Below are 23,532 nucleotides of genomic sequence, written 5' to 3' on the forward strand. Positions count from 1 at the left end.
GGCACGGTCCGCATCGCGCCATCACAAAAGTAGTTTTACCTTGGATGAAACGATTTACAACTGCGAAAAATCGATTTATCCATTTTGATAGCGGGCAGAAATGGGTTTGTCCGCCCCTTGGCAGGAGGACTAATGGCGCATCGGCAAGCCCAGCGGCGTTCGTCGATCCACGACGTGGCTAGCCGCGCCGGCGTGTCCGCGGCCACGGTCTCCAAGGTTCTGGCGGGCGTCACCACGGTGAAGCCCGAAAATGCGCAGCGTGTCTTCGATGCCGTCGAGCATTTGGGCTACCGTGTCGATCCGCTGGCCTCCGACATGCGGCGGGCGAAGCGCCGCATCATCGGCGCCATCATGCCCGAGTTCGAGAGCGAATTCTTCGGCCAGATGGTCAGCGAACTCGAGGGCCTCGCCGAGCAGCGCGGCTACACGCTGGTGGCTGCCTCAAGCCGTGAATCGGAAGCACGCGAGAAGGAGGTCCTTGCACGCATGCATGACTGGCGGGTCGCCGGCGTGGTGCTGGCGCCGGTGCGCAATGAGCATGGCCCGGCAGCCGGCTTCATGAAGGCCAATGGCATGACCGGCGTGCTGATCGACCGGGTGCTTGCCGACGATGCCTTCGACACGGTCTCGGCCGACAGTGCTGCCGCCAGCGCCGAGGTGGCGCGCGAACTGATCGGCAAGGGGCATCGCCACATCCTCGTCATCGGCCTTGGTCAGCAGGCGGCGACGGTGCGCGCCCGTCTCGACGGGTTTCGCGCCAAGGCGCTGGAACTGGTGCCGGACGTGCGGATCGACGTCGTGCTTTCGGAGAGCGAAGTCGAGCCGTTGCGTGCGCTGTTGCACGACTATTTCGACAAGGGCGCCAAAGGGGGCGAACGGCCGACGGCGGTCTATTCGCTGTTCCTCAAGGGCACGCTGGTGGCGCTGTCGGAATTCCGCCGGCGCGGCTGGCATTGCCCGGACGACATCTCGCTGGTCGGCTTCGACGATGCCGAATGGATGCAGGTGACATGGCCGGCCATCGCCGCCGTGGTGCAGCCGGTCCGGCAGATCGCCGCCCAGGCAATGGATGTGTTGTTTGCCAGGATCGATGGCGGGGACGGCCCGCCCAAGGCGCGGCTCGAGCCTTGCAAGGTTTTGATGCGGGAATCCGTTGGTTCGCCAGGCAGCGGCCCGCATTCCGGGGGAGGAAACCGACAATAGCCCCCATTGTCGACAACCAAGTGGCGCCGCACCTGGCTTTGGCTTGTGGCGCGTGACATCAACAGGGAGGAAGACATGAAAGCATTGGTTCTAAGGATAAATCGATTTACTCTTGCCCTCGGCGTCGCTCTGGCGGTTTCGGCCATCGGTGCTGCCAAGGCCGAGGACGGCGAATACGGCGTGCTGATGAAGACGCTGGCCAATCCGTTCTGGGGTGCGATGGGCCAGGGCGTCGAGGATGGCGCCAAGGAAGCCGGCGTGAAGTATTTCCAGCAGGCGGCCGAAAGCGACCAGGCGGCCGAGCCGCAGCTCAACCTCTGCAACACCATGCTCGAGCGCAAGCCGGTGGCGATGATCACCGCCGCCATCAACTCCACCAATCTGCTGCCCTGCCTGAAGGCGGCGCAGGGTGCCGGCATCAAGGTCGTCGATCTCGACGGCAATCTCGATCCGGCGGTGCTCGACAAGGAAGGCATCAAGATCACCTTCCGCATCGGCTCCGACAATGTCGCGGCCGGTGGGCAGGGGGCCGAGTATCTCGTGTCCAAGCTCGGCAAGGATGCCAAGGGTCCGGTGCTGGTCATCGAGGGCCTGTCGGGCAACATTACCGGCGAGAAGCGCGCCAAGGGGTTTGCCGACAAACTGAAGGAACTGGCGCCGGGGCTGGAAGTGGTCGCCTCGCTGCCCGGCGATTGGGATCGCGGCAAGGCGGCGTCGATCGCCACCGACACGCTGACCGCGCATCCGGATCTCGTCGCCATCTTCTGCGCCAATGACGGCATGGCGCTGGGTGCGGTCGAATCCGTCTATGCCGCCGGCAAGGGCCAGCAGGTGACGATCATCGGCGTCGACGGCAATTCGGATGCCGTCAAGTCGATCAAGGAAGGCCGGCTCAACGCTTCCGTGGCGCAGCTTCCCTATCTGGTCGGCAAGCAGGCGGTCGAGAACGTCAAGAAGGCGATCGCCGGCGACAAGGTCGAGGAGAACATCGCCGTGCCGACGCTGGTGCTGACCAAGGATGTGCTCGACGCCGGCAAGGAGCCGATGCTGCAGTACGTGAAATGAGGGAATAGGGAATAGGCAGTAGGCAGTAGGCAGTAGGCAGTAGGCAGTAGGGGACAAGGCATGTCCTGTCCCTTGAGACCGCATTTTCTACTGTCCTACTGCCTAATCCCTACTGCCCATTCCCAACCCGAAGGGTGGAACACATGGCTTCCGAAATGGCGCAGCCCGGTTTCTGGGCTCGGGTGCAGCGTGCATCCGTCGAACGGCTCCACATACGGCTGGAATCGCTTGTCGTGCTTCTGGCGCTGAGCGCGGCGATGGCGGTGCTGTCGCCCTTCTTCCTGTCGCTCAGCAATTTCCTCAACATCCTTTTGGCGACCTCGACGATCGGCGTGCTGGCGATCGCGGCCACTTTCGTCATCGGTTCTGGCGGGCTCGACCTGTCGCTGGGCTCGGTCATGGGGCTGGCGGGCGTGGCCGGCGCCTTCGTTGCCGTCAATCTCGGCTGGCCGTCGGTGTTTGCGGTCATCGCCTGCATCCTGGCTGGCGGGCTTGCCGGCTACATCAACGGGCAATTGGTCACCCGCGCGTTCGTGCCCGCCTTCATCGTCACGCTCGGCATGCTCGGCCTGGCGCGTGGCCTGGCGCTGGTCATTTCGCAGGGCAGGGCGATCTACGGCCTGCCGGCGGCGATCGTCTATATCGGCCAGGGCCGGCCGTTCGGCATTCCGATGCCGGTCATCCTGCTGGTGCTGACGGCCATCGTCGCGCATTGCGTGCTCGCCTATACACGCTTCGGCCGCCACACGCTGGCGCTCGGCGACAGCGAAGGTGCGGCGCGCGCCGCCGGCATCCGCGTCGAACATCATCGACGCATCATCTACACGCTGTCGGGCGCGCTCGCCGGTCTTGCCGGCCTGCTGTTCACCGCCCGCGTCAATGCCGGCGACCCGACGGCCGGCATCAACTACGAGCTGACCGCGATCACGGCCGCGATCATCGGCGGCACCAATCTGTTCGGCGGCCGCGCCTCGATCCTCGGCACGATGATCGGCGCGCTGATCATGGGCGTGCTGCAGAACGGGCTGACGCTGCTTGCGGTGCAGTCCTACTACCAGCAGATGGCGATCGGCGCGGTGCTGATCCTTGCCGTCTTCATCGACCAGTATCAGGTCCGGAAGGAGTCGCGCGTATGACCCTTCTTTCGCTCCATGGCATCCGCAAGAGTTTTGGCGCGGTCGACGTGCTGCATGGCGTCGACCTTTCGGTCGCGGCGGGCGAGGTCGTCGGCCTCGTCGGCGATAACGGCGCCGGCAAGTCGACGCTGATGAAGACCATAACCGGCATCTACCGGGCCGATTTCGGGTCGATCGAATTCGACGGCAAGGACATCCTCGCCCTCGATCCCGGGCAGAGGCGCGAACTTGGCATCGAGATGATCTACCAGGACCTGTCCTTGGCCAAGCAACAGGATGTGGCCGCCAACATCTTCCTCGGTCGCGAGCCGACGAAGAAGCTGTTCGGCCTGTTTCCGGGTATTGTCGACAAGGCCGAGATGGACCGCCAGGCGGCGAAAATGATCGAGCGGCTCGGCGCGCATCTGCCTTCGATCAACCGCTCGGTCGGCTCGTTCTCGGGCGGCCAGCAGCAGACAGTGGCGATCGCGCGGGCGCTGACCTTCAATCCGAAGCTGGTGATCATGGACGAGCCGACGGCTGCCCTTGCGGTGCGCGAGGTGCAGAGCGTGCTCGACCTGATCCGGCGGCTGAAGTCGGAAGGCATCGCCGTCATCCTGATCTCGCACCGGCTGAACGACGTGCTCTCGGTCACCGACCGTATCGTGGTGCTGCGCCACGGCCGCGCCGATGCCGATCTCGTCACCGCCAAGACCAACATGAACGAAGTCGTCAGCCGCATCGTCGGCGGCGGCGATATCAGCGCCGCGGCGGCGCATGAACAACGAGGCTGACTGATGAATACTTTTGGACTGCACACTTTCGCCATTGCCCCGGTCTGGGATCTCGCGCGCATCGAGCCGCAGATGGACCGGCTGAAGGAATATGGCATCGGGCTGATGGAGATCCCGCTGCTGCGACCTGAGGAGATCGACACCAAGCGCACCCGCGCCTTCGCCAATCACTATGGCGTCGAGCTGATCCCGTCGCTCGGCCTGCCGCGCGCGCTAGACGTGGTCGAGCGGCCGGACGAGGCGCTGGATTTCCTCGAGCCGGCCTTCAAGGTCTGCAACGAGGTCGGCGCCGAGGCCCTCGGCGGCGTCACCTATGGCACGATCGGCAAGACCACCGGGCGGGCGCCGACGCGCAAGGAAATCGACGGCATGTGCCGCTTCCTCGAACGGGCGGCGAAGGCGGCAAAATCACGCGGCCTGAAGCTCGGCATCGAGCCCTGCAACCGCTATGAGACGCATCTGATCAACCGCGGCATCGATGCAACGCGGATCATCGAGCGCATCGGCGCGCCCAATATCTTCATCCACCTCGACACCTACCACATGCATATCGAGGAGGAGAGCTTTGCCGCCGGCTTCGAGGCGGCCGCGCCCTTCCTCGGCTATGTGCACGTGTCGGAGGCCAATCGCGGCGTGCCGGGACGCGGCATGCTCAACTGGGCTGCCTGCATGAAGGCGATCGCCGATATCGGCTATGAGGGGCCGATCACGCTGGAAAGCATGAACCATGTCGACGTCGATATCGCCGGCGGCCTGGCGGTATGGCGCCCGGTGGCGGAAGATCCGCGCGACGTCATCGAGGTCGGGCTGCCGTTCCTGCGCGAGGAAGCGCGCAAGGCCGGGCTCACTCTCGGATAGCACCACTCCGCTCGTTTCAGCGGCGACCGAAAGCAGCGCCGGCGGAAACCATGGCGCCTTCGCTTCGGATTCCCTATCCAGGAGGTTAACAATCGACGACTTATTTTCATTTTACATTACCATTTCTGCATGAGAGACCAGACCGATGCGGTCGAAAACCCTGCTGGAGGCTGGGTAGCTGCTGAGGGAGGAAAGTCATGAAACGCATGCTTCTGGCCGCGGTGGCGGCAATAGCGCTCAGCGGAACCGCTGGTGCGGAGACGATCAAGGTCGGCGTGGTCGGGCCGTTCTCCGGTCCCTTCGCCATCCAGGGCAAGAATTTCAAGGCCGGCATCGACGCCTGGATGGCGTTGAACGGCGCGAAGGTCGGCAACGACGACGTCGAAATCGTCTATCGCGACCTTCCGGCAGCCAACCCCGCGCAAGCCAAGGCACTTGCCCAGGATCTGGTCGTCAAGGAGAGCGTCCAGTATATCGCCGGATTTTATTTCACGCCCGATGCCATGGCGGTCACGCCGCTTCTCGAGCAGGCGAACGTGCCGATGGTGATCATGAACGCGGCCACGTCGGCGATCGTGACCAAGAGCCCGCTCGTCGTGCGCACCTCCTTCACGCTCTGGCAGACGTCGGTACCCATGGCAAAGGTGGCGACCGCGCGCGGCATCAAGAAGGTCATCACCGTCGTCAGCGACTACGGCCCCGGCGTCGATGCCGAGACGGCTTTCGCCACCACTTTCAAGGCGGATGGCGGCGAGATCGTCGAGTCGGTTCGCATGCCGCTTTCGACGACCGATTTCAGTCCGATCATGCAGCGCGTGAAGGACTCCGGCGCCGAGGCCGTGTTTGCCTTCCTGCCGTCCGGTCCGACCACCCTGGGCTTCCTGAAGTCCTACAACGAGAACGGCGTCAAGGGAGCCGGCATCCAGTTCCTGGCGCCTGGCGACCTGACGCAGGAATCCGATCTGCCGGCGCTGGGCGATATTGCCCTCGGCGTGACGACCACCTTTCACTATTCGATCGCGCACGACTCACCCGAGAACAAGAAGTTCGTCGAGGCGGCGCGTGCCGCGATCGGCAATCCGGCCGAGCTGTCCTTCCCGTCGGTCGGTGCCTATGACGGCATGCGGGTGATCTACAAGATGATCGAGGCGACAGGGGGCAAGCAGGATGCCGCCAAGGCCGTCGACGCCGTCAAGGGCATGGCCTGGGAGTCCCCGCGCGGACCAGTGTCGATCGATCCCGAAAGCCGCCACCTCACGCAGAACATCTATTTGCGGGAGGTCGCCAAGGCCGCTGACGGCACCTACTACAACAAGGAGATCCAGACGTTCGCGAACATGACCGATCCCGGTCTCGCCGCCGCCAAGTAACCTTGCCGAGGCGAGCCCCCAGCCGCCAGATCCATGTCCGCGGGCGGCCGTCCGCCGGCGAGCCCCCGGAGTGAGACATGCAGAGCGTGCTCAGCATCGCGGTCGACGCCCTTGCCTACGGCATGGTGCTGTTCGTCATCTCGATCGGCCTGTCGATGACGATGGGTCTGATGCGGGTGGTGAATCTGGCGCACGGCGCCTTCGCGATGGTCGGCGGCTATCTCGCCTCCTATGCCGTGCGTGATCTTGGCCTGGGCTATGTCGCCGGTGTCGTGCTGGCGGTGGCCGGCACCGTTGTGATTGCGGCACCGATCGAGCGACTGCTCTACCGCCGCATCTACAACAAGCCGGAACTCATCCAGGTGCTCATGACGATCGGCATCACTTTCTGCGTCATCGGCATTGCAAACTATCTGTTCGGGCCGACGCTCAAGACCATCCCGCTGCCCGAGATGCTGAGCGGGCCGGTCGATCTCGGCTTTCGTTCGATTGCCGCGCACAAGCTGTTTGCGATTCTGTGCGGCCTCGCCGTCGCAGCGGCGCTCTGGTATCTCGTCGAGAGGACGCCCTTCGGCGTGAAGCTGCGCGCCTCGGTGGACAATGCGCCGATGGCCGCTGCGCTCGGCGTGAGGACAAAATCCGTCTATGCGGCGAGCTTCGCCATCGCTGTCGGCCTTGCCGCGTTCGGCGGCATCGTCGGCGCCGAACTGCTGCCGATCGAACCCTACTACGCGCTGCGCTACATGGTGACCTTCCTCGTCGTCGTCTCGGTCGGCGGAGCCGGTTCGATCGGCGGCGCCTTGCTTGCCTGCCTCGTGCTTGGCGCGGTCGACACGACGGGACGTTATCTGGTGCCGGAATATGGCGAGTTCTTCTTCTACCTTGCCGTGATCGTCATCGTCTGCGCGTTTCCGCGCGGCCTGCTTGGAAAGGCCTGACGGATGGACGCCAATCATCCTGCAAGCCTCGCCGAGCAAGTCGCCAGGCCGCCTTTCTCCGCTTCGGCTGACTGGATCGGCCTTGCGGCGATCCTGGCCGCCGCGATCATCGGCTATCTGCTGTTTCCCAACAATCTTGCGCTGCTCACGCGCGTCATCGGCATCGTCATGCTGGTGCTGTCGATCGATCTCGTGACCGGCTTCTGCGGCGTGGCGACACTCGGCCATGCCGCGCTGTTCGGTGCCGGGGCCTATGCCGCCGGCATCGCCGCCGCGCATTTCGGCATAACCGACCCGATCGCCATGATTGCGGCAGGCGCCGCCGGCGGCGCGGTCGCCGGCCTGATATCCGGCCTCGTCGTCCTGCTCGGCCACGGGCTCGGGCAGCTTGTGCTTTCGATCGCCATCGTCAATCTTTTTCACGAGGCGGCCAACAAGGCCGCGAGCTGGACCGGCGGCAGCGATGGCCTGACGGACATTGCGCCAAGCCCGCTGTTCGGCGTTTTCGCATTCGATCTTTGGGGACGCACCGCCTATGGGCTGGGGATAGCGCTGCTGGTGATTGTCTTCTTCCTGCTGCAGCGCCTGTCCCGCTCCCCGTTCGGCATGCTCTGCCGCGGCATCCGGCAGGATCCGATCCGGGTTGCGGCAATGGGTGCGTCGGTGCGCAAGACGCTGCTCAAGATGTACATCATCTCGGGCGTGGTCGCCGGCGTCGGCGGTGGCCTCAACGCGATCTCAACCCAGGTGGTGGGGCTCGACAGCCTGAGCTTCACCCTCTCGGCGCAGGCGCTGGTGATGCTGGTTCTCGGCGGCACCGGGTCGCTCTACGGCGCGATCATCGGCACGTTCGTCGTCATGCTGTTTGAGGATTTCGTTTCCGCCGCCAACCCTTTCCACTGGCTGACGATCATGGGCGCGCTGCTGGTCGGTGTCGTGCTGTTTGCACCGCGCGGCATTTTTGGCACGGCCGCCCAGCTGTTCGATCAGTGGAGGCGAAGATGAGCGCGGTGTTCGAGGTCGAGCGGCTGAGCAAGGCCTTCGGCGGGCTGGCGGTGACCCAGGCCGTCTCGCTGGCGATGGCGCCCGGCGACCGCGTGGCGCTTATCGGGCCAAACGGCGCCGGCAAGACCACGTTCGTCAATCTCGTCACCGGCCATCTGAAACCGGATTCTGGGGTCGTCCGCCTCGCCGGCGATCAGATCAACGGCATGAAGGCGATGCAGCGCGTTCAACGCGGCCTGGTACGGTCCTTTCAGGTCACGCGTCTCTTCCCGGAGATGACTCCGCGGGAACATCTCGCACTGGCCGTCCTGCAGCGCCAGGGCCGTACCGGCCGCCTGTACGGAACGTTCTGGTCGATGCCTGAAGTCCTCGAAGAGAGCGAGGCGCTGCTGCGCACGCTTGGCCTGGAGGCCGCCGCCGACCGCAAGGTGGCGGAGATAGCCTACGGGCAGCAGCGGCTGCTGGAGATTGCGTTCGCGCTGGCGTTGAGACCGAAAGTCCTGCTGCTGGACGAGCCCGCGGCCGGTGTTCCGCAAAGCGAAACCCCGCGCATCGAGGCCGCACTCGCCGGGCTTCCCGCCGACCTGGCGGTGCTGATGATCGAACACGACATGGATCTCGTGTTCCGTTTTGCGAAACGGGTCATCGTCCTGGCCGCCGGCACGATCATCTTCGACGGCGCACCCGGCGATGTGACCAAGGACGCACGCGTGCGCGAGGCCTATCTCGGGAGCTATGCCGATGACCGCAGCGTCGCTTGAGATATCGGGTCTGACCGCCGGCTACGGTCAGACCCGTGTGCTCGAGGATGTATCTTTCGTTGCGCCTGCGGGCGCCAGGCTGGCGGTGCTCGGACGAAACGGCGTCGGCAAGTCGACACTGCTGGCCACGATCGCCGGCCAGACGCGGCGCCATGCCGGAGAGATCAGGCTGGGAGGCGTTGACATCGTCGGCAAGGACAGCGCCTCGCGCGCCTGGCTTGGCCTCGGCTACGTGCCGCAGGAGCGCGGCATCTTCCCGTCGCTGACCGTGGAGGAGAACCTCTTCGTCGGGCTGAAGGACCGCCAGCGATCGGCCGTGGACGAGGCATACGCCATGTTCCCCCGGCTGAAGGAGCGGCGGCGCAATCGCGGCAACCAACTGTCGGGCGGCGAACAGCAGATGCTGACGACGGCGCGCACCATCCTTGGCCGTCCATCCGTCCTCATGCTTGACGAACCGCTCGAGGGACTGGCTCCGGTGATCTGCGACGAACTCATGGCGGCGCTGATGCGGCTCGCTTCCGGCGGCGACATGACCATTCTGCTCGTCGAGCAGAGGATCCGGGCCGCGCTGGACTTCGCCGATCAGGTGCTCATCCTCGAACGCGGCCGGATTGCCTGGACGGGAACGCCGGCGGCACTGCGCGCCAGCCCGCAGACCATCGAGAGACTGCTCGGCGTTGCCGCGATGCCGCATTCGGTCGCATAAAGCAATTCCAGGAAAAGTGTGTAGCGGTTTTCTGTCCGGAATTGCGTAAAGACAAAGAGCAATTCCAGGAAAAGTGTGCAGCGGTTTTCCGTCCGGAATTGCGTAAAGACAAAGAGCAATTCCAGGGCGCTCGTGAGTGTCAGGTGTGGTGGCTGGCCGCCTCGCGGATGGTCTGCAGCAGGATGGTGAAGGCCGGCGAAGGGGCGGTGTCGGTGCGCATGGTCAGGCCAACCGGTCCCTTGGTCTCCTCGGTGTTGACCGGCAAAGCGACGAAGGCGCCGCTGGCGATCTCGTTGGCGACCACGCCTGCCGAGATGATCCAGACGGCGTTGCTCTGGCGCATGAAGGAACGGCCGAAGGAATCCGAGACGGTCTCGATCTCGGTCGCCGGCGCCGTCATGCCGTTGGTGATGAACAGGCGGTCGACGAAGGGGCGGATGACGGATTCCCGCGTTGGCATCAGCACCGGGAATTCGTCGAGGCGGGCGAATACGTCCTGGCCAGGCTCGATGAGCGGGTGGCCGGCCCGCACCACGAACAGCACCTGCTCGGAATAGAGATGTTCAAAGAAAAAGCCGGTCATGTTTTCCGGCGCCGCGAGCCGGCCGACAACGAGGTCGAGCGCGCCGACGCGCAGCTGTTCCAGAAGCACCGCATTTTCGCCGGTGACGATCTTGATCGCGGCACCGGTATTCTCGCTCAGGAACAGGTTCATGGCGAGCGGCATCACCCGCGCCGACACGGTGGGCAGCGCGCCGATGCGGATCGGGTGGCGGTTGATGGCGCCGTCCTGGCGGACGGAATCGACGCCGCGCTTCAGCGCGGTGACTGCCGTGCCGGCATGACCGAGGAAGATTTCGCCGAGCCGCGTCACCCTTATGCCGCGGCCGTCGCGCTCGACGACGGCGATGCCGAGCGCCTCCTCCAGTTCGCGCAATGTCTTGGTCACCGCCGGCGCGCTGACATGCAGGAAATCGGCGGCGCGCGCCACGCTGCCTTGCCGCGCCACTTCGAGAAACGCCTGCAGGTGTCTGAAGCGGATGCGGCGTTCGGCCATGGTTCGATAACCCCCAAGTTAATGAAATGCCGCAAAATATCATTTTACCGAACCAAACACCTAGTGCAAGGTAGCAGTGGAGGATCGAAATCGTGCCATTCGTCAGCATCGGCGGCATCACGCTGCATCACCGCTACAGGCCGGCAGCTGGCAATGCGCGCCCGATCATATTCATGAATTCGCTGGGAACCGACTTCCGAATCTGGGACGCGGTTGTCTCGGCGCTTGATGGTGAAATGCCTCTGCTTGTCTACGACAAGCGTGGCCACGGGCTCTCCGATATTGGCGGTATCAACTCGATCGACGACCATGTCGACGATCTCTGCGGCCTCATCGATCATCTCGGCCTTGGCAAGGTCGTACTGTGCGGCCTGTCGGTGGGCGGGCTCATCGCACAAGGATTTTATGCGCGGCGCCCCGAAGGTGTCGAAGGCCTTATCCTGTCCGACACGGCGCACAAGATCGGCACGGCCGACAGCTGGAACGCGCGCATCGCAACGGTGGAAAGCAAAGGGATCCAGGAGATTGCCGACGGGGTACTCAAAATGTGGTTCACCCCCGCCTTCCACACGGCGCGTTCGGCCGAGCTTGACGGCTATTGGAACATGCTGACCAGGCAGGCGCCCGCCGGCTATGCCGGGACCTGCGCTGCCATTCGCGACGCGGATTTCACCGAGGCCGCGCGCCGCATCGCGGTGTCGACGCTCTGCATCGTCGGCGACCAGGACGGCTCGACGCCGCCCGAGCTTGTGCGCTCGCTGGCCGATCTCATCCCCGGCGCGCGCTTCGAGGTGATCCGCGACGCCGGGCACATTCCCTGCGTCGAGCAGCCTGAGGCGCTGACCGCGTTGATCCGCGACTTTGTCGCTTCGCTTGCCGATGGAAAGCAAACTCATGGATGAAGTGTCGAAGAATACAAACGCATTCCGCACCGGACTGTCGGTCAGGCGTTCGGTGCTCGGCGATCCGCATGTCGATCGCGCCGAGGACGCCGCCACCGATTTCGACCGGCCGTTCCAGCAGCTGATCACCGAGGCCGCCTGGGGAACGGTGTGGGCGCGGCCCGGTTGGAGTCATCGTGAGCGCTCGATCGTGACGCTGGCGCTGCTGGCGGCACTCGGCCATGATGAGGAGGTGGCCATGCATGTGCGCGCCACCGCCAACACCGGCGCTTCGCGCGACGATATCTGCGAGGCGTTCCTGCACGTCGCGATCTATGCCGGCGTGCCGGCGGCAAACCGCGCCTTCAAGATCGCTAAGGAGGTGTTCTCACAAATGGATGGAGGCAAGAGCGCCCATGCCTGAGCCCGGCTCGAACCGGATGCCGGAGACCGGTGCCTTCTTCCAGCGCGACCGGACATGGCACCCGCCGGTGCTGACGCCGGACTACAAGACCTCCGTGCTGCGCTCGCCGCAGAAGGCGCTGCTGGCGTTCGACAACACGGCGTCGGAACTGACCGGCCCGGTGTTCGGCCACGCCATGCTCGGCGAACTCGACAACGATCTGATCCACAATTTCGCCAGGCCCGGCGAAAGCGCCATCGGCGAGCGCATCATCGTCTACGGAAGGGTGCTCGACGAGCGCGGCAAGGGCGTGCCGGGCGCGCTGCTCGAATTCTGGCAGGCCAATTCAGGCGGCCGCTACCGCCACAAGAAGGACGGCTATCTGGCGCCGCTCGATCCGAATTTCGGCGGCTGCGGCCGCACCATCACCGGCGAGGATGGCGGCTATGCTTTTCGCACCGTCAAGCCCGGGCCCTATCCCTGGCCGAACGGGCCCAATGACTGGCGGCCCTCGCACATCCATTTCTCGATTTTCGGCCACGCCTTTGCGCAGCGGCTGATCACGCAGATGTATTTCGAAGGCGATCCGCTGATCTGGCATTGCCCGATCGTGCGCGGCATTCGCGACAGAGCGGCGATCGAGACGCTGATCGCCGCTTTGGACATGCAGGCGACCATTCCGATGGATGCGCGGGCCTACAAGTTCGACATCGTGCTGCGCGGATGGCGCGCCTCGCTGTTCGAGAACCGGCCGGAGGGCAATTGATGGCGCAGTCGCTCGACCGGTTCAAGGAGAGCCCCTCGCAGACCGCCGGCCCTTACGTGCATATCGGGCTGACGCCCAACTTCTGCGGCATCGGTGGGGTCTATCCGGCCGATCTCGGCGCTTCGATGGTCAACGACAAGACCCAAGGCGAGCGGATCGGGCTCGAGATCCGGGTGCTCGACGGCACCGGTACGCCGCTCAGGGATGCGCTGATCGAGATCTGGCAGGCCGATGCCAAGGGGCTCTACAATTCGCCGGCCGAATTGCGCGGAGCAGCCGATCCGGATTTTTTGGGCTGGGGCCGCTGCCCGAGCGACATGGAAACGGGGCTATGCACCTTCCAGACGATCAAGCCCGGCCGCGTACCGTTCCGCGACGGGCGGCTGATGGCGCCGCATGTCAGCCTGTGGATCGTGGCGCGCGGCATTAACATAGGCCTGCACACCCGGCTCTATTTCTTCGACGAGGCAAAGGCCAATGCCGAGGACCCGATCCTTGCCCGCATCGAGCAGCGCGTACGGGTGCCGACGCTGATCGCCGAGCGCAAGGGCGACAGCTACATCTTCGATGTCCATCTGCAGGGCGAGAAGGAGACGGTCTTCTTCGACAGCTGACCGGCCGCGACATGACCGTATCGCCCTTCGACCATCCGCTGCTGTCCGGCCTTCTCGGCGACGAGGAGGCGGCGAGGCATTTTTCCGTGGAAGCGGAAATCGCCGCGATGCTCGCCTTCGAGCGCTCGCTGGCGGAGGCCGAGGCTGCATGCGGCGTCATCCCTCACGAGGCCGAAGCCGCGATCGTTATGGCACTGGCCTCATTCCGGCCCGACACGGCGAAGCTGCGCGCCGGCGTCGCCAGAGATGGCGTCGCAGTTCCCGAGTTGGTGCGGCAGATCAAGACCGCTGTTGGCGAACCGCATGGCCAGTGGGTTCATTTCGGGGCGACCAGCCAGGATGTCATCGACACCGCGCTGATGCTTCGGCTGAAACCTGTCGTCGAGCATCTTGGCCTACTGTTGACCGAGAATATGGTGCGGTTTGCTTCTCTCGAAGAGCAGTTCGGGAAAAGGGCCCTGATGGCGATGACCCGCATGCAGCCAGCAATCCCGATCCAGGTGTCAGACCGCGTCCGGGCGTGGCAGGCGCCGCTGCAACGGAACCAATTGCGATTGTCGGAACAGTCCGGGCGGCTGCTGGTGGTGCAGTTCGGCGGTGCGGCCGGCACGCTGGAGAAACTGGGCGACAAGGCCGAGCTTGTCCGCGCGGCGCTGGCCGCCAGGCTCGGCCTCGGCGACGCGCCGCAATGGCATAGCCAGCGCGACGCGCTTGCCGATTTCGCCGGCTGGCTGTCGCTGGTGACGGGCAGCCTCGGCAAGTTCGGGCAGGACATCGCGCTGATCGCGCAGGCCGGTACCGACATAGCGCTTTCCGGCGGCGGCAGTTCGTCGGCTATGCCGCACAAGCAGAACCCGGTGAAGGCCGAGGCACTGGTGGCGCTGGCCCGCTTCAACGCCACGCAGCTTTCCGGCATGCAACAGGCGCTGGTGCATGAACAGGAGCGTTCCGGTGCGGCGTGGACGCTGGAATGGCTGCTGCTGCCGCAGATGGTGGTGGCGACCGCCGCTGCGCTGCGGCTCGCCGCTGAACTCGCCGGGCAGATCGAAAGTCTCGGACACTGATGCGCACACAGGTTTTGATCGTCGGGTCCGGACCATCCGGCCTGTTGCTCGGCCAGCTTCTCGCCACCATCGGCGTCGAGACGATCATCCTCGAGCGCTCAAGTCGCGAACATGTGCTGGGCCGCGTGCGTGCCGGCGTGCTCGAGCAGGGCACCGTCGAATTGCTTGAGGAGGCGGGTGCTGCCGCGCGGCTGCATGCCGAGGGCCTGCCGCATTCCGGCATCTCGCTCGCCTTCGATGGACGCCTGCACCGCATCGATCTTGCGGCACTCACAGGCGGCAAGCATGTCACCGTCTACGGCCAGACCGAAGTGACGCACGACCTTATGGACAAGCGCGAGGCGGCAGGGCTCGTCACCGTCTACGAGGCCGCGAATGTCGCCCTGCATGATTTCGATGGCGAGACGCCTTTCGTCACCTATGACAAGGATGGCGTCAGCCACCGCATCGACTGCGACTTCATCGCCGGCTGCGACGGCTATCACGGCGTCAGCCGCAGATCGGTGCCGCAAGGCGCGCTGAAGACTTTCGAGCGGCAGTATCCGTTTGGCTGGCTGGGCGTGCTGGCCGAGGTGCCACCGGCCGACCACGAACTGGTCTATGCCAACCATGAGCGAGGTTTTGCGCTGTGCTCGATGCGCTCGACGCATCGCAGCCGCTACTATGTGCAATGCCCGCTGGACGACCGTGTCGAGGCATGGTCGGACGACCGCTTCTGGGACGAGTTGCGCCGGCGCTTGCCGCCGCAGACCGCGGCTGCCGTCGTCACCGGACCGTCCTTCGAAAAATCGATCGCGCCGCTGCGTTCCTTCGTTACCGAACCGATGCGCTTCGGCAAGCTGTTCCTGGTCGGCGACGCCGCCCATATCGTGCCGCCGACCGGCGCCAAGGGATTAAACCTTGCTGCGAGCGACGTGCGCTATCTCTTTGCCGGACTTCGCGAATTTTATCAGGAGAGCTCGCAGGCAGAGCTCGATGCCTATTCCCGCAAGGCGCTTGCCAGAGTTTGGAAAGCGGTGCGTTTTTCCTGGTGGATGACGACGATGCTACACCGGTTTCCCGATACGGGCGAATTCGGCCAGCGCATCCAGGAAGCCGAGCTCGACTATCTCGTGCATTCGCAGGCCGCGTCGACCGCGCTGGCCGAGAACTATGTCGGCTTGCCTTATTGACCGGTGGGAATCGTCACACCCGTTCCAGCGCGATCGCAATGCCCTGGCCGACGCCGATGCACATGGTGGCCAAAGCATAGCGGCCGCCGCGTTCGCGAAGCTCGAGCGCCGCGGTGCCGGTGATGCGGGCGCCGGACATGCCGAGCGGGTGGCCAAGCGCGATGGCGCCGCCATTCGGATTGACGTGCTCCGCGTCCTCGGCAATGCCGAGTTGGCGGAGCACGGCGATGCCCTGGGAGGCAAAAGCTTCGTTGAGTTCGATCACGTCGAACTGTTTTGGCGTCAGGCCGAGGCGGGCACAGAGTTTCTGCGTTGCCGGGGCAGGGCCGATGCCCATGATGCGCGGCGCGACGCCGGCGGCAGCACCGCCGAGAATGCGGGCGATCGGCGTCAGTCCGTATTTCTTCGCAGCCGCTTCCGAGGCGATGATGAGCGCGGCGGCGCCATCATTGACGCCGGACGCGTTGCCGGCGGTCACCGTGCCGCCTTGCCTGAACGGAGTCGGCAACTTCGCCAGCGCCTCGACCGTGGTACCGGCGCGGGGATGCTCGTCCTTCGACACGATCACCGCATCGCCCTTGCGCTGCGGGATCGTCACCGGCGTGATTTCTCTTGCTAGCCGGCCATTGGCTTGAGCGGTGACCGCCTTGTCCTGGCTGCGCACGGCGAAAGCGTCCTGGTCGGCGCGCGAGACGGAAAAATCCTCGGCAACGTTCTCGCCGGTCTCGGGCATGGAATCGACGCCGTACTGTTTTTTCATCAGCGGGTTGACGAAACGCCAGCCGATGGTGGTGTCATGGATCTCGGCGTTGCGCGAAAAGGCGGCGTCGGCCTTGGGCATGACGAAGGGCGCGCGGCTCATCGATTCCACACCGCCGGCAAGCATCAACTCCGCTTCGCCGGCCTTAATGGCCCGCGCCGCTATCGTGACGGCGTCCATGCCGGAACCGCAGAGGCGATTGACGGTCGAACCTGGAATGTCTTGTGGCAGTCCCGCAAGCAGCAGCGCCATGCGCGCGACATTGCGGTTGTCTTCGCCGGCCTGGTTGGCGCAGCCATAGACGACGTCGTCGATCACCTGCCAGTCGACACCGGAATTGCGTTCGACCAGTGCTTTCAGCGGTATCGCACCGAGATCATCGGAGCGCACAGAGGACAGCGCGCCACCGAAGCGGCCGATCGGCGTGCGGATGTAGTCGCAGATAAAGGCCTCGGCCATCTATGCAGCTTTCTCTTTCGCGGTTCCCTCATGCGCGGCCTTGGTGCGGGCCTGCAGATCGCGCAATGTTTTCAGTTCGAGTTCCGTCGGTGCCGGCGTTTCGTCAAGCGCCTCGGCGAACTTTACGACCCAGCCACAGGTCGCCTGCACCTGTTCGCGGCTGACACCGGGATGCAAGGATACGACCGTGAATTCCTTGGTGACGGGGTTCGGCTTCCAGATGGCAAGGTCGGTGATCAGCAATGTCGGGCCTGCCGTGTCGATGCCCAGACGCTTGCGGTGACCGCCGCCTTCGCCATGGCCGAAGGAGGTGAAGAAATCGATCTTCTCGACCATGCCGCGCTTGGTCTGCGCCATGGTGATGTAGACCTCCTTCGACGAGGTAGCGATCTCCGGCGCACCGCCGCCGCCGGGAAGCCGGGTCTTCGGACGTGCATAATCGCCGATGACGGTGGTATTGATGTTGCCGAATTTGTCGAGTTGGGCCGCACCGAGGAAGCCGATCGAGATGCGGCCACCCTGCAGCCAGTAGCGGAACATCTCCGGCACCGCGACGGTGGTGACCGCCGTTTCGCAGAGTTCGCCGTCACCGATCGACAGCGGCAAAACGTCGGGCGCGGTGCCGATGGTGCCACTCTCATAGATCAGGGTGATGTCGGGCGCATGCGTCAGCCGCGCAACGTTGCAGGCGGCAGACGGCGCGCCGATGCCGACGAAGCAGACATCGTCGTTCTTCAGCGCACGGCTGGCTGCGATCGTCATCATCTCGTTGGGGGTGAAGCCCAATTTTTGGTCCTCGCTCATGCAGCAGGCCTCAGATGTTCGACGCGCGCGGCGAAATCGCCGGCCTTGCTTTCGATGACGTTTGCCTGCATCCAGGCCTGGAAGCGGTCACGGTCGGCGGCGATCTCGTCCCATTCGAGATAGGCGGCGTTGTCGCGGACATAGTAGCCATGCGCGTAGGAGGGATGCGAGCCGCCGGGCACGACCGAGATGGCTGTGACGGTCCAACTTGGCAGCACGGTCAGGTTGGGATGGAGATCGTCGAAACTGTCGACCACTTCCTCGACCGTCACCACGGCGCGCTTGGCCGCCAGCACGGCTTCCTTCTGGATGCCGATGATGCCTTCGACCAGCACATTGCCTTTACTATCGGCCTTCTGCGCATGGATGAAGCTGACGTCGGGCCGAATGGCCGGAACGGCGGCAAGCACCTCGCCAGTGAAGGGACAAGTGACCGAGCGGATGTTCGGGTTGACCGACGCCAAACCGGCGCCGCGATAGCCGCGGAACACTGCGCAGGGCAGGCCGGCCGCACCTGCTTCATAGGCGTTGGCCATGCCGGCATGGCTATGCTCTTCAATCTCGATCGACCTGGGAAAGCCGTTCTCGATGGCGTCACGGGCGCGCCTGAGCAGGCCGACGCCGGGATTGCCGACATAGGAGAAGATGATCTTCTTCGCCATGCCCATGCCGATCATCTGGTCGTATATCAGGTCGGGCGTCATACGGATCAGGGTCAGGTCGCGAAAGCCCTGGCGGATCGCCTCATGCGCCGCGGCGGTCGGGATCAGATGGGTAAAGCCTTCGAAGGCGACCGTGTCGCCATCATGCAAGTTCTCGGCCACGGCCTCTTTGAGCGGCAGGAACTTCACCATCGCAGGAACACCGGACTCGAAAAAGTTCGTATTGCGAACATATGTTTGCTATGAGATACTTTTATGTCGGATGATCGCATTGAGTCAATCCCGACGCGGCAGTATTTGCGGAGGCCACATGGACGAAGAAAGCGTTTCGCGTGACCATGTCGGCTCGCTCGAACGTGGGCTTGCGGTAATGGAAATCCTTGCTAGGCATCCCGCCGGCATGACGCTGACCGAAATGGCCGAGGAGGCGGGACTGACCCGCGCCGGTGCTCGCCGCTTCCTGCTGACGCTGGTCGCGACCGGCTATGCGACACAATCCGGCCGGCTGTTTTCGCTGTCGCCGCGGCTGCTGACCGTCGCCCGCACCTGGCTTGGCGGTGCTTCGCTGTGGGCCTTCGCCGCACCCATCATGCGCGAGGTCGCGGGGCAATTCGACGAGGCCTGCAACGCGGCGGTGCTGTCGGGTGAGGATGTGGTCTATGTCGCCCGCATTCCCGGCCGCCGCATCCTCAGCGTGTCGCTCGATGTCGGCACAAGGCTGCCGGCATATTGCACCTCGATGGGGCGCGTGCTGCTTTCCGGGCTGGGTATGGACGAACTGAAATCCTTCCTTGCCGAAGCAAAGATCGAGCGGCGGACGCCGAAGACGATCACCAGTCGTGGCGCGCTGGGCAAAGCGATCGACGCTGCAAGGGCGGATGACTTCGCCATCGTCGATGAGGAACTGGAGCTCGGCCTGCGCTCGATCGCCGTGCCGATCTGCGACCGCACCGGGAAAACTGTGGCTGCGATCAATGTCTCGACCCAGTCGGCCCGTTTCTCCGTCGAGGCGATGGAGCGCGAGATCCTGCCCGCACTGCTTCGTGCGAAACAGCGCATCGAGGAGTTCTTCTTCGTCTGACGAAAACGCGAATCGTTAGCGATTGACGAGGTGGCCAAAATCCAATATTGAACAGGATTATACAGGTTCACTGAACAGGTACCCATATGAAGCGGCGCGCGGTTCAACTGTCTCCCGGCACGGGCAAGCCCGAGCAGATCGCCACCGTTCTCGAACATGAAATCCGCTCCGGCGTGCTCGGTTTCGGTGATCGCCTGCAGAGCGAGAACGAGCTCGTCCAGCGCTTTTCCGTCAGCCGCAACACCGTCCGCAAAGGCCTCGAGGAGCTGTCCAGCCGCGGGCTGATCACCACCAGGGTCGGCATCGGCTCCTTCGTCACTTTCGACGGCAAGCCGGTCGACGATGCGATCGGCTGGTCGCGGGCGCTCGCCAATGCCGGCGCCAATGCCGAGACGCGAACACTGCGGCTGGAGGTGATCGAGGACGCCGATCTTGCGGCGCTGCTCGGCATCGAGAGCCCATTCTTCATCGCTGTCGACCGGGTGCGCACCAACGCCAGCGACGGCCATGCGATTTCGATCGAACGCAGCCGCCTGCCGCTGTCGCCCGAGCTGGAGGACGTGCCGCTGCGTGGCCTGCGCGAGGGTTCGCTGCACCAGACCCTGCGCGGCGCCGGTCTCATTCCCGACCATGGCGAGGAATGGGTCGGCATCGAAATGCTGAATTCCGAGGATGCGGCCATTCTCGGCTGCCCGCAAGGCACGCCCTTCCTGCGCGGTCGTCGTTTGACGCGCGCCGCTGATGACCGGCCGATCGAATATGTCACCAGCCTGCTCAACCCGGCGCATTTCGCGCTGCATATGAGATACTGAGCGATGCCGGACACCGCCAAGGATACGCTCGATCGCGCCATGGGCGCGCTTGTCGGCGGGGCGCTTGGAGATGCGCTCGGCATGCCGACTCAGCTTTTGTCGCCGGCCCGCATTGCGGCGCACTACGGCCATGTCGAGGATTTTGTTGCCCCCGTCGCCGATCACCCGGTGTCGAAGGGTTTGCTGGCAGGCACCATCACCGACGACACCGAACAGGCGCTGTTGCTCGGCCGGATCCTGGTCGATTCCGGCGACCGCTTCGACCATGCGCGCTGGGTCAATGCGCTGCTCGACTGGGAACGCGACGTCAAGGCGCGCGGCAGCTATGACCTTTTGGGTCCATCGACCAAGCGTGCCATCGATGCCATCAACAATGGCGTGCCGCCGGAAGAGGCTGGGCGGGGCGGCGACACCAACGGCGCGGCCATGCGTATCGCGCCGGTTGGCATCATGATGCCGCTGGCGCCGCTCGACGCTTTTGTCGCCAAGGTGGCCGAAACCTGCCGGGCCACGCACAACACCTCGATCGCCATCGCCTCGGCCGCAGCCGTCGCCGCCGCCGTCAGCCGCGGCGTTGCCGGTGGCGACTGGCGCGCCGCTTCCGATAGCGCCGTCGCGGCTGCCAGGCAGGGTGCCGCGCTCGGGCACTGGGTCACTGGCGGCGACATCGCCGCGCGCATCGTGTGGGCGCAGGAGCTTGTGCGCGGCAGAGCGATGCAGGACGCCATCCGGCTCATCGTCGATCTCATCGGCACCGGCGTCGCCAGCCAGGAATCGGTTCCGGCGGCCTTCGCCGTTCTCGAGGTCGCCGCAGGCGATCCGTGGCAGGCGGCCGTCATCAGCGCCAATCTCGGCGGCGACACCGACACGATCGGCGCCATAGCCGCCGGCATGGCCGGCGCCTGCACAGGTTTTTCCCGGCTGCCGCAACAGCACATCGCCAGGCTCGTCGGTATCGACATCGCGCAGGTTCGTGCACTGGCTACCGATCTTGTCGCGGCACGCGTGGCCAAGGCCGGCCCCGGCAAGGATGCGGCAGCATGAGCGGGCGTCTCGTCCATATCGGCAGCGCGGTTGTCGATTATGTCTACCGCATCGACGCCTTGCCGGCGCCGGGCACGGAGAAAACCGCATCGGACTTTGCCCAGGTCGCGGGCGGCGGTTTCAACATGATGGTCGCGGCCAGCCGCACCGGCATGACTGTCGTTTTCGGCGGCCAGCTCGGCAGCGGGCCGAATGGCGACTTTTTGCGCGCCGCCTTTGCCGCCGAAAGCATCGAAACGCTGACGCCGGCTTCACCCGTGATGGACAGCGGCAATTGCGTCGCCATGATCAGCAGCGACGCCGAACGCACCTTCGTGTCGTGGCCCGGCGCCGAAAGCGTGCTCAGCCTCGACATGATGGCGCCCGTGCAAGCCTCGGCAGGAGATTGGGTTTTTGCCTCCGGCTATACGCTGAGCTATTCCGGCAGCCGTGATGCGCTGGCCGACTGGATCGAAGCGCTGCCGGCAGACATCCCCTTCGTCTTCGACCCGGCGCCGGTCATCGCGGACATTCCGCGCGCCATTCTCGACCGGGTGCTTGCTCACACCACCTGGCTGAGCTGCAACACGACGGAGGCGGCCGAGATCGCCGGCCTCGGCGCTGTCGAGGCACTCGCCGCCCGGCTGCTTTCCAGCCATTGCCCGAAGGCTGAAGGCGTCGTCATCCGCGCCGGCGCCAAGGGCTGCTTCGTGCGGCTGGCCGACGGCAGCACGCAAACAGTTCCCGGCTTCAAGGTCGATGCAATCGACACCAATGGCGCCGGCGACACGCATATCGGCTCCTTTGTCAGCGCACTGTCGCGCGGCGTGCCGGCTTTCGAAGCGGCGCGTTACGCCAATGCGGCGGCGGCACTTTCGGTCACCCGGCACGGGGGATCGTCGTCGCCGAACAACCAGGAGATCCAGGAATTCCTCAGCCATCACGATCGATCGTCGACCGCGCATGGCCGGAAGCAAGAGGCCTAAACAAGCCCCGCCAAGCGGGCAAACAATGAGAGGAACGAACATGCGCATGCCCAGACTGACTATCCTGCTGACGGCGACCGCCGTCCTCACCTCCGCGCTCGCGCTGGCCGCCAGCGCGGCCGAAGTGCACGTGCTCAACTGGAAGGGTTATGGCGCCGATGAGCCGTGGGCGATCGCCGCCTTCGAGAAGGCGACCGGCAACAAGGTCGTCAACGACTTCTTCAATTCCGAACAGGAAATGCTGACCAAGCTCCGGACCAATCCCGGTCTCTACGATGTCGTGATGATCAACGCCGCCTTCAACGACCAGGCGATGGCCGAGAAGCTGATCCAGCCGATCGATGTGTCGAAGCTTTCCAACTATGCCGACATCAGTCCGGACAAGGCGGGCTCGCCGATGCTCGACCATGACGGCAAGGTCTATGGCGTGCCGTGGGTGTGGGGCCTGACCGCCCTGGCCATCAACGAAAAATCCTTCGACAAGCCGCCGACGAGCATCGCCGTTATGTGGGACGCCGCGCACAAGGGCCGTGTCGTCATCCGTGACGACGCCGTCGAAGCTGTCCAGTTCGGCGCCATCGCCACGGGACAGAACATCAACGACATCAAGGATATGGAAGCGGTCAAGGCGAAGCTGACCTCGCTGATGCCGCAGATCAAGACGTTCTGGAGCTCGGAGAACGACTGGAACCAGATGGTGGCTTCCAACCAGATCGACATCGGCACCTATTGGAGCGGCTCGGCCGATCGCGCCAAGACCCACTTCAAGCTGCCGGTCTCGCTGGTCATCCCGCAGGAAGGCGCCGTCGCCTGGCTCGATGCCTTTTCGATCCCGGTCGGTTCCAAGAATGTCGAGGGTGCCGAGGCCTTCATCAACTACATGATCGACCCGGCATTCTATGTCGAATGGGTCACCAAGGTCGGCGCGCCGGTGTCGGCCAACACCAAGGCGGTTGCCGCACTTCCCGAAGACGCGTTCAACCGCAAGGTCATGGGTGATCCCGAGGTGGCCAAGCGCATCCAGTTCCAGGCGCCGATCACCGACGCGCAGCGCGAGGCCTATCTGGCGCTGTGGCAGCAGCTCAAGGTCGACGTGAAGTAAAGCCGACGTCCGGGCCAGCCGGCGATCCTCGCCGGCTGGTCCTTCCGATCCTGGGGAGGAGAGGCATC

At 64.6% G+C, this 23,532-nt stretch carries 25 protein-coding genes; 21 read left to right on the plus strand and 4 right to left on the minus strand.

From position 1 onward, the window contains the following. Window positions 1-132 precede the first annotated feature (132 nt). The 10 genes from DH08_RS18585 to DH08_RS18630 all read left to right on the plus strand — a co-directional run bounded on the left by DH08_RS18585 (window position 133) and on the right by DH08_RS18630 (window position 9,818). The gene (locus DH08_RS18585; RefSeq protein ID WP_192180711.1) at window positions 133-1,203 is read left to right on the plus strand and encodes a LacI family DNA-binding transcriptional regulator; all 1,071 of its coding nucleotides are present in this window, start codon (window positions 133-135) and stop codon (window positions 1,201-1,203) included. Window positions 1,204-1,278: 75 nt separating this feature from the next. Beyond that, a complete protein-coding gene (locus tag DH08_RS18590; RefSeq protein WP_246800927.1) occupies window positions 1,279-2,268 on the plus strand; it encodes a sugar ABC transporter substrate-binding protein in 990 nt (329 codons plus the stop codon). Between the two features lie 143 nt (window positions 2,269-2,411). After that, entirely contained in the window at window positions 2,412-3,404 is a 993-nt protein-coding gene (locus DH08_RS18595) for an ABC transporter permease (RefSeq protein WP_006204680.1), read from the plus strand. After that, the gene (locus DH08_RS18600) at window positions 3,401-4,177 is read left to right on the plus strand and encodes an ATP-binding cassette domain-containing protein (protein WP_192180713.1); all 777 of its coding nucleotides are present in this window, start codon (window positions 3,401-3,403) and stop codon (window positions 4,175-4,177) included. The genes DH08_RS18595 and DH08_RS18600 overlap by 4 nt, the downstream gene beginning before the upstream one ends. A 3-nt stretch (window positions 4,178-4,180) precedes the next feature. Further along, on the plus strand, window positions 4,181-5,035 hold the full coding sequence (locus DH08_RS18605; protein WP_192180714.1) for a sugar phosphate isomerase/epimerase family protein: 855 nt from the start codon (window positions 4,181-4,183) through the stop codon (window positions 5,033-5,035). Window positions 5,036-5,232: 197 nt separating this feature from the next. Beyond that, window positions 5,233-6,405, plus strand: a complete 1,173-nt coding sequence (locus DH08_RS18610; RefSeq protein ID WP_192180715.1) for an ABC transporter substrate-binding protein — start codon at window positions 5,233-5,235, stop codon at window positions 6,403-6,405. A gap of 77 nt (window positions 6,406-6,482) precedes the next feature. Then, a complete protein-coding gene (locus DH08_RS18615; RefSeq protein WP_192180716.1) occupies window positions 6,483-7,343 on the plus strand; it encodes a branched-chain amino acid ABC transporter permease in 861 nt (286 codons plus the stop codon). 3 nt (window positions 7,344-7,346) lie between these two features. After that, a complete protein-coding gene (locus DH08_RS18620; RefSeq protein ID WP_192180717.1) occupies window positions 7,347-8,348 on the plus strand; it encodes a branched-chain amino acid ABC transporter permease in 1,002 nt (333 codons plus the stop codon). Then, entirely contained in the window at window positions 8,345-9,109 is a 765-nt protein-coding gene (locus tag DH08_RS18625; RefSeq protein ID WP_192180718.1) for an ABC transporter ATP-binding protein, read from the plus strand. Before DH08_RS18620 ends, DH08_RS18625 begins: the two co-directional genes overlap by 4 nt. Then, window positions 9,090-9,818, plus strand: a complete 729-nt coding sequence (locus DH08_RS18630; RefSeq protein WP_192180719.1) for an ABC transporter ATP-binding protein — start codon at window positions 9,090-9,092, stop codon at window positions 9,816-9,818. The genes DH08_RS18625 and DH08_RS18630 overlap by 20 nt, the downstream gene beginning before the upstream one ends. 139 nt (window positions 9,819-9,957) lie before the next feature. On the opposite strand, the gene pcaQ is transcribed toward DH08_RS18630, so the two are convergent. Then, window positions 9,958-10,875 (minus strand): pca operon transcription factor PcaQ, encoded by a 918-nt coding sequence (pcaQ, locus tag DH08_RS18635; protein ID WP_192180720.1) that lies wholly within the window; start codon window positions 10,873-10,875, stop codon window positions 9,958-9,960. Between the two features lie 92 nt (window positions 10,876-10,967). Here pcaQ and pcaD point away from each other — a divergent pair, with 92 nt between their 5' ends. The 6 genes from pcaD to pobA are packed head-to-tail and all read left to right on the plus strand — an operon-like array spanning window position 10,968 to window position 15,775. Then, window positions 10,968-11,777: a 3-oxoadipate enol-lactonase gene (pcaD, locus tag DH08_RS18640; protein WP_192180721.1), complete on the plus strand. Its 810-nt coding sequence runs from the start codon at window positions 10,968-10,970 to the stop codon at window positions 11,775-11,777. Beyond that, complete coding sequence (gene pcaC, locus DH08_RS18645) at window positions 11,770-12,180, plus strand: 4-carboxymuconolactone decarboxylase (protein ID WP_192180722.1); 411 nt, start codon at window positions 11,770-11,772, stop codon at window positions 12,178-12,180. The genes pcaD and pcaC overlap by 8 nt, the downstream gene beginning before the upstream one ends. Continuing rightward, entirely contained in the window at window positions 12,173-12,925 is a 753-nt protein-coding gene (gene pcaH, locus DH08_RS18650) for a protocatechuate 3,4-dioxygenase subunit beta (RefSeq protein WP_192180723.1), read from the plus strand. The genes pcaC and pcaH overlap by 8 nt, the downstream gene beginning before the upstream one ends. Beyond that, on the plus strand, window positions 12,925-13,539 hold the full coding sequence (pcaG, locus tag DH08_RS18655) for a protocatechuate 3,4-dioxygenase subunit alpha (protein ID WP_192180724.1): 615 nt from the start codon (window positions 12,925-12,927) through the stop codon (window positions 13,537-13,539). Before pcaH ends, pcaG begins: the two co-directional genes overlap by 1 nt. 11 nt (window positions 13,540-13,550) lie before the next feature. Continuing rightward, window positions 13,551-14,603, plus strand: coding sequence for a 3-carboxy-cis,cis-muconate cycloisomerase (locus DH08_RS18660; protein ID WP_192180725.1), 1,053 nt, complete (start codon window positions 13,551-13,553; stop codon window positions 14,601-14,603). Then, complete coding sequence (gene pobA, locus DH08_RS18665) at window positions 14,603-15,775, plus strand: 4-hydroxybenzoate 3-monooxygenase (protein WP_192180726.1); 1,173 nt, start codon at window positions 14,603-14,605, stop codon at window positions 15,773-15,775. The genes DH08_RS18660 and pobA overlap by 1 nt, the downstream gene beginning before the upstream one ends. 13 nt (window positions 15,776-15,788) lie before the next feature. Here the strand turns inward: pobA and pcaF are convergent, their stop codons facing one another. Genes pcaF through DH08_RS18680 form a run of 3 tightly spaced genes read right to left on the minus strand, consistent with a single transcriptional unit; the run spans window position 15,789 to window position 18,652 of the window. Continuing rightward, on the minus strand, window positions 15,789-16,994 hold the full coding sequence (gene pcaF / locus DH08_RS18670) for a 3-oxoadipyl-CoA thiolase (RefSeq protein WP_192180727.1): 1,206 nt from the start codon (window positions 16,992-16,994) through the stop codon (window positions 15,789-15,791). Continuing rightward, window positions 16,995-17,798, minus strand: a complete 804-nt coding sequence (locus DH08_RS18675) for a CoA-transferase subunit beta (RefSeq protein WP_192180728.1) — start codon at window positions 17,796-17,798, stop codon at window positions 16,995-16,997. It lies immediately after the preceding gene. Next, the gene (locus DH08_RS18680) at window positions 17,795-18,652 is read right to left on the minus strand and encodes a CoA transferase subunit A (protein WP_192180729.1); all 858 of its coding nucleotides are present in this window, start codon (window positions 18,650-18,652) and stop codon (window positions 17,795-17,797) included. The genes DH08_RS18675 and DH08_RS18680 overlap by 4 nt, the downstream gene beginning before the upstream one ends. Window positions 18,653-18,770: 118 nt before the next feature. Here DH08_RS18680 and DH08_RS18685 point away from each other — a divergent pair, with 118 nt between their 5' ends. From DH08_RS18685 to DH08_RS18705, 5 genes are all read left to right on the plus strand, one after another. Beyond that, window positions 18,771-19,541 (plus strand): IclR family transcriptional regulator domain-containing protein, encoded by a 771-nt coding sequence (locus tag DH08_RS18685; protein WP_192180730.1) that lies wholly within the window; start codon window positions 18,771-18,773, stop codon window positions 19,539-19,541. A gap of 86 nt (window positions 19,542-19,627) precedes the next feature. Next, window positions 19,628-20,353, plus strand: coding sequence for a GntR family transcriptional regulator (locus DH08_RS18690; RefSeq protein ID WP_192180731.1), 726 nt, complete (start codon window positions 19,628-19,630; stop codon window positions 20,351-20,353). 3 nt (window positions 20,354-20,356) lie between these two features. Continuing rightward, complete coding sequence (locus DH08_RS18695) at window positions 20,357-21,397, plus strand: ADP-ribosylglycohydrolase family protein (RefSeq protein WP_192180732.1); 1,041 nt, start codon at window positions 20,357-20,359, stop codon at window positions 21,395-21,397. Beyond that, window positions 21,394-22,362: a PfkB family carbohydrate kinase gene (locus DH08_RS18700; protein ID WP_192180733.1), complete on the plus strand. Its 969-nt coding sequence runs from the start codon at window positions 21,394-21,396 to the stop codon at window positions 22,360-22,362. The genes DH08_RS18695 and DH08_RS18700 overlap by 4 nt, the downstream gene beginning before the upstream one ends. Window positions 22,363-22,402: 40 nt before the next feature. Then, window positions 22,403-23,464 carry an extracellular solute-binding protein gene (locus tag DH08_RS18705; RefSeq protein WP_192180734.1) on the plus strand — a complete coding sequence of 354 codons (1,062 nt, stop codon included), beginning with the start codon at window positions 22,403-22,405 and terminating at the stop codon, window positions 23,462-23,464. Window positions 23,465-23,532 lie beyond the last annotated feature (68 nt).

Source organism: Mesorhizobium amorphae (assembly GCF_014843845.1).
Taxonomy (GTDB): Bacteria; Pseudomonadota; Alphaproteobacteria; order Rhizobiales; family Rhizobiaceae; genus Mesorhizobium; species Mesorhizobium amorphae_A.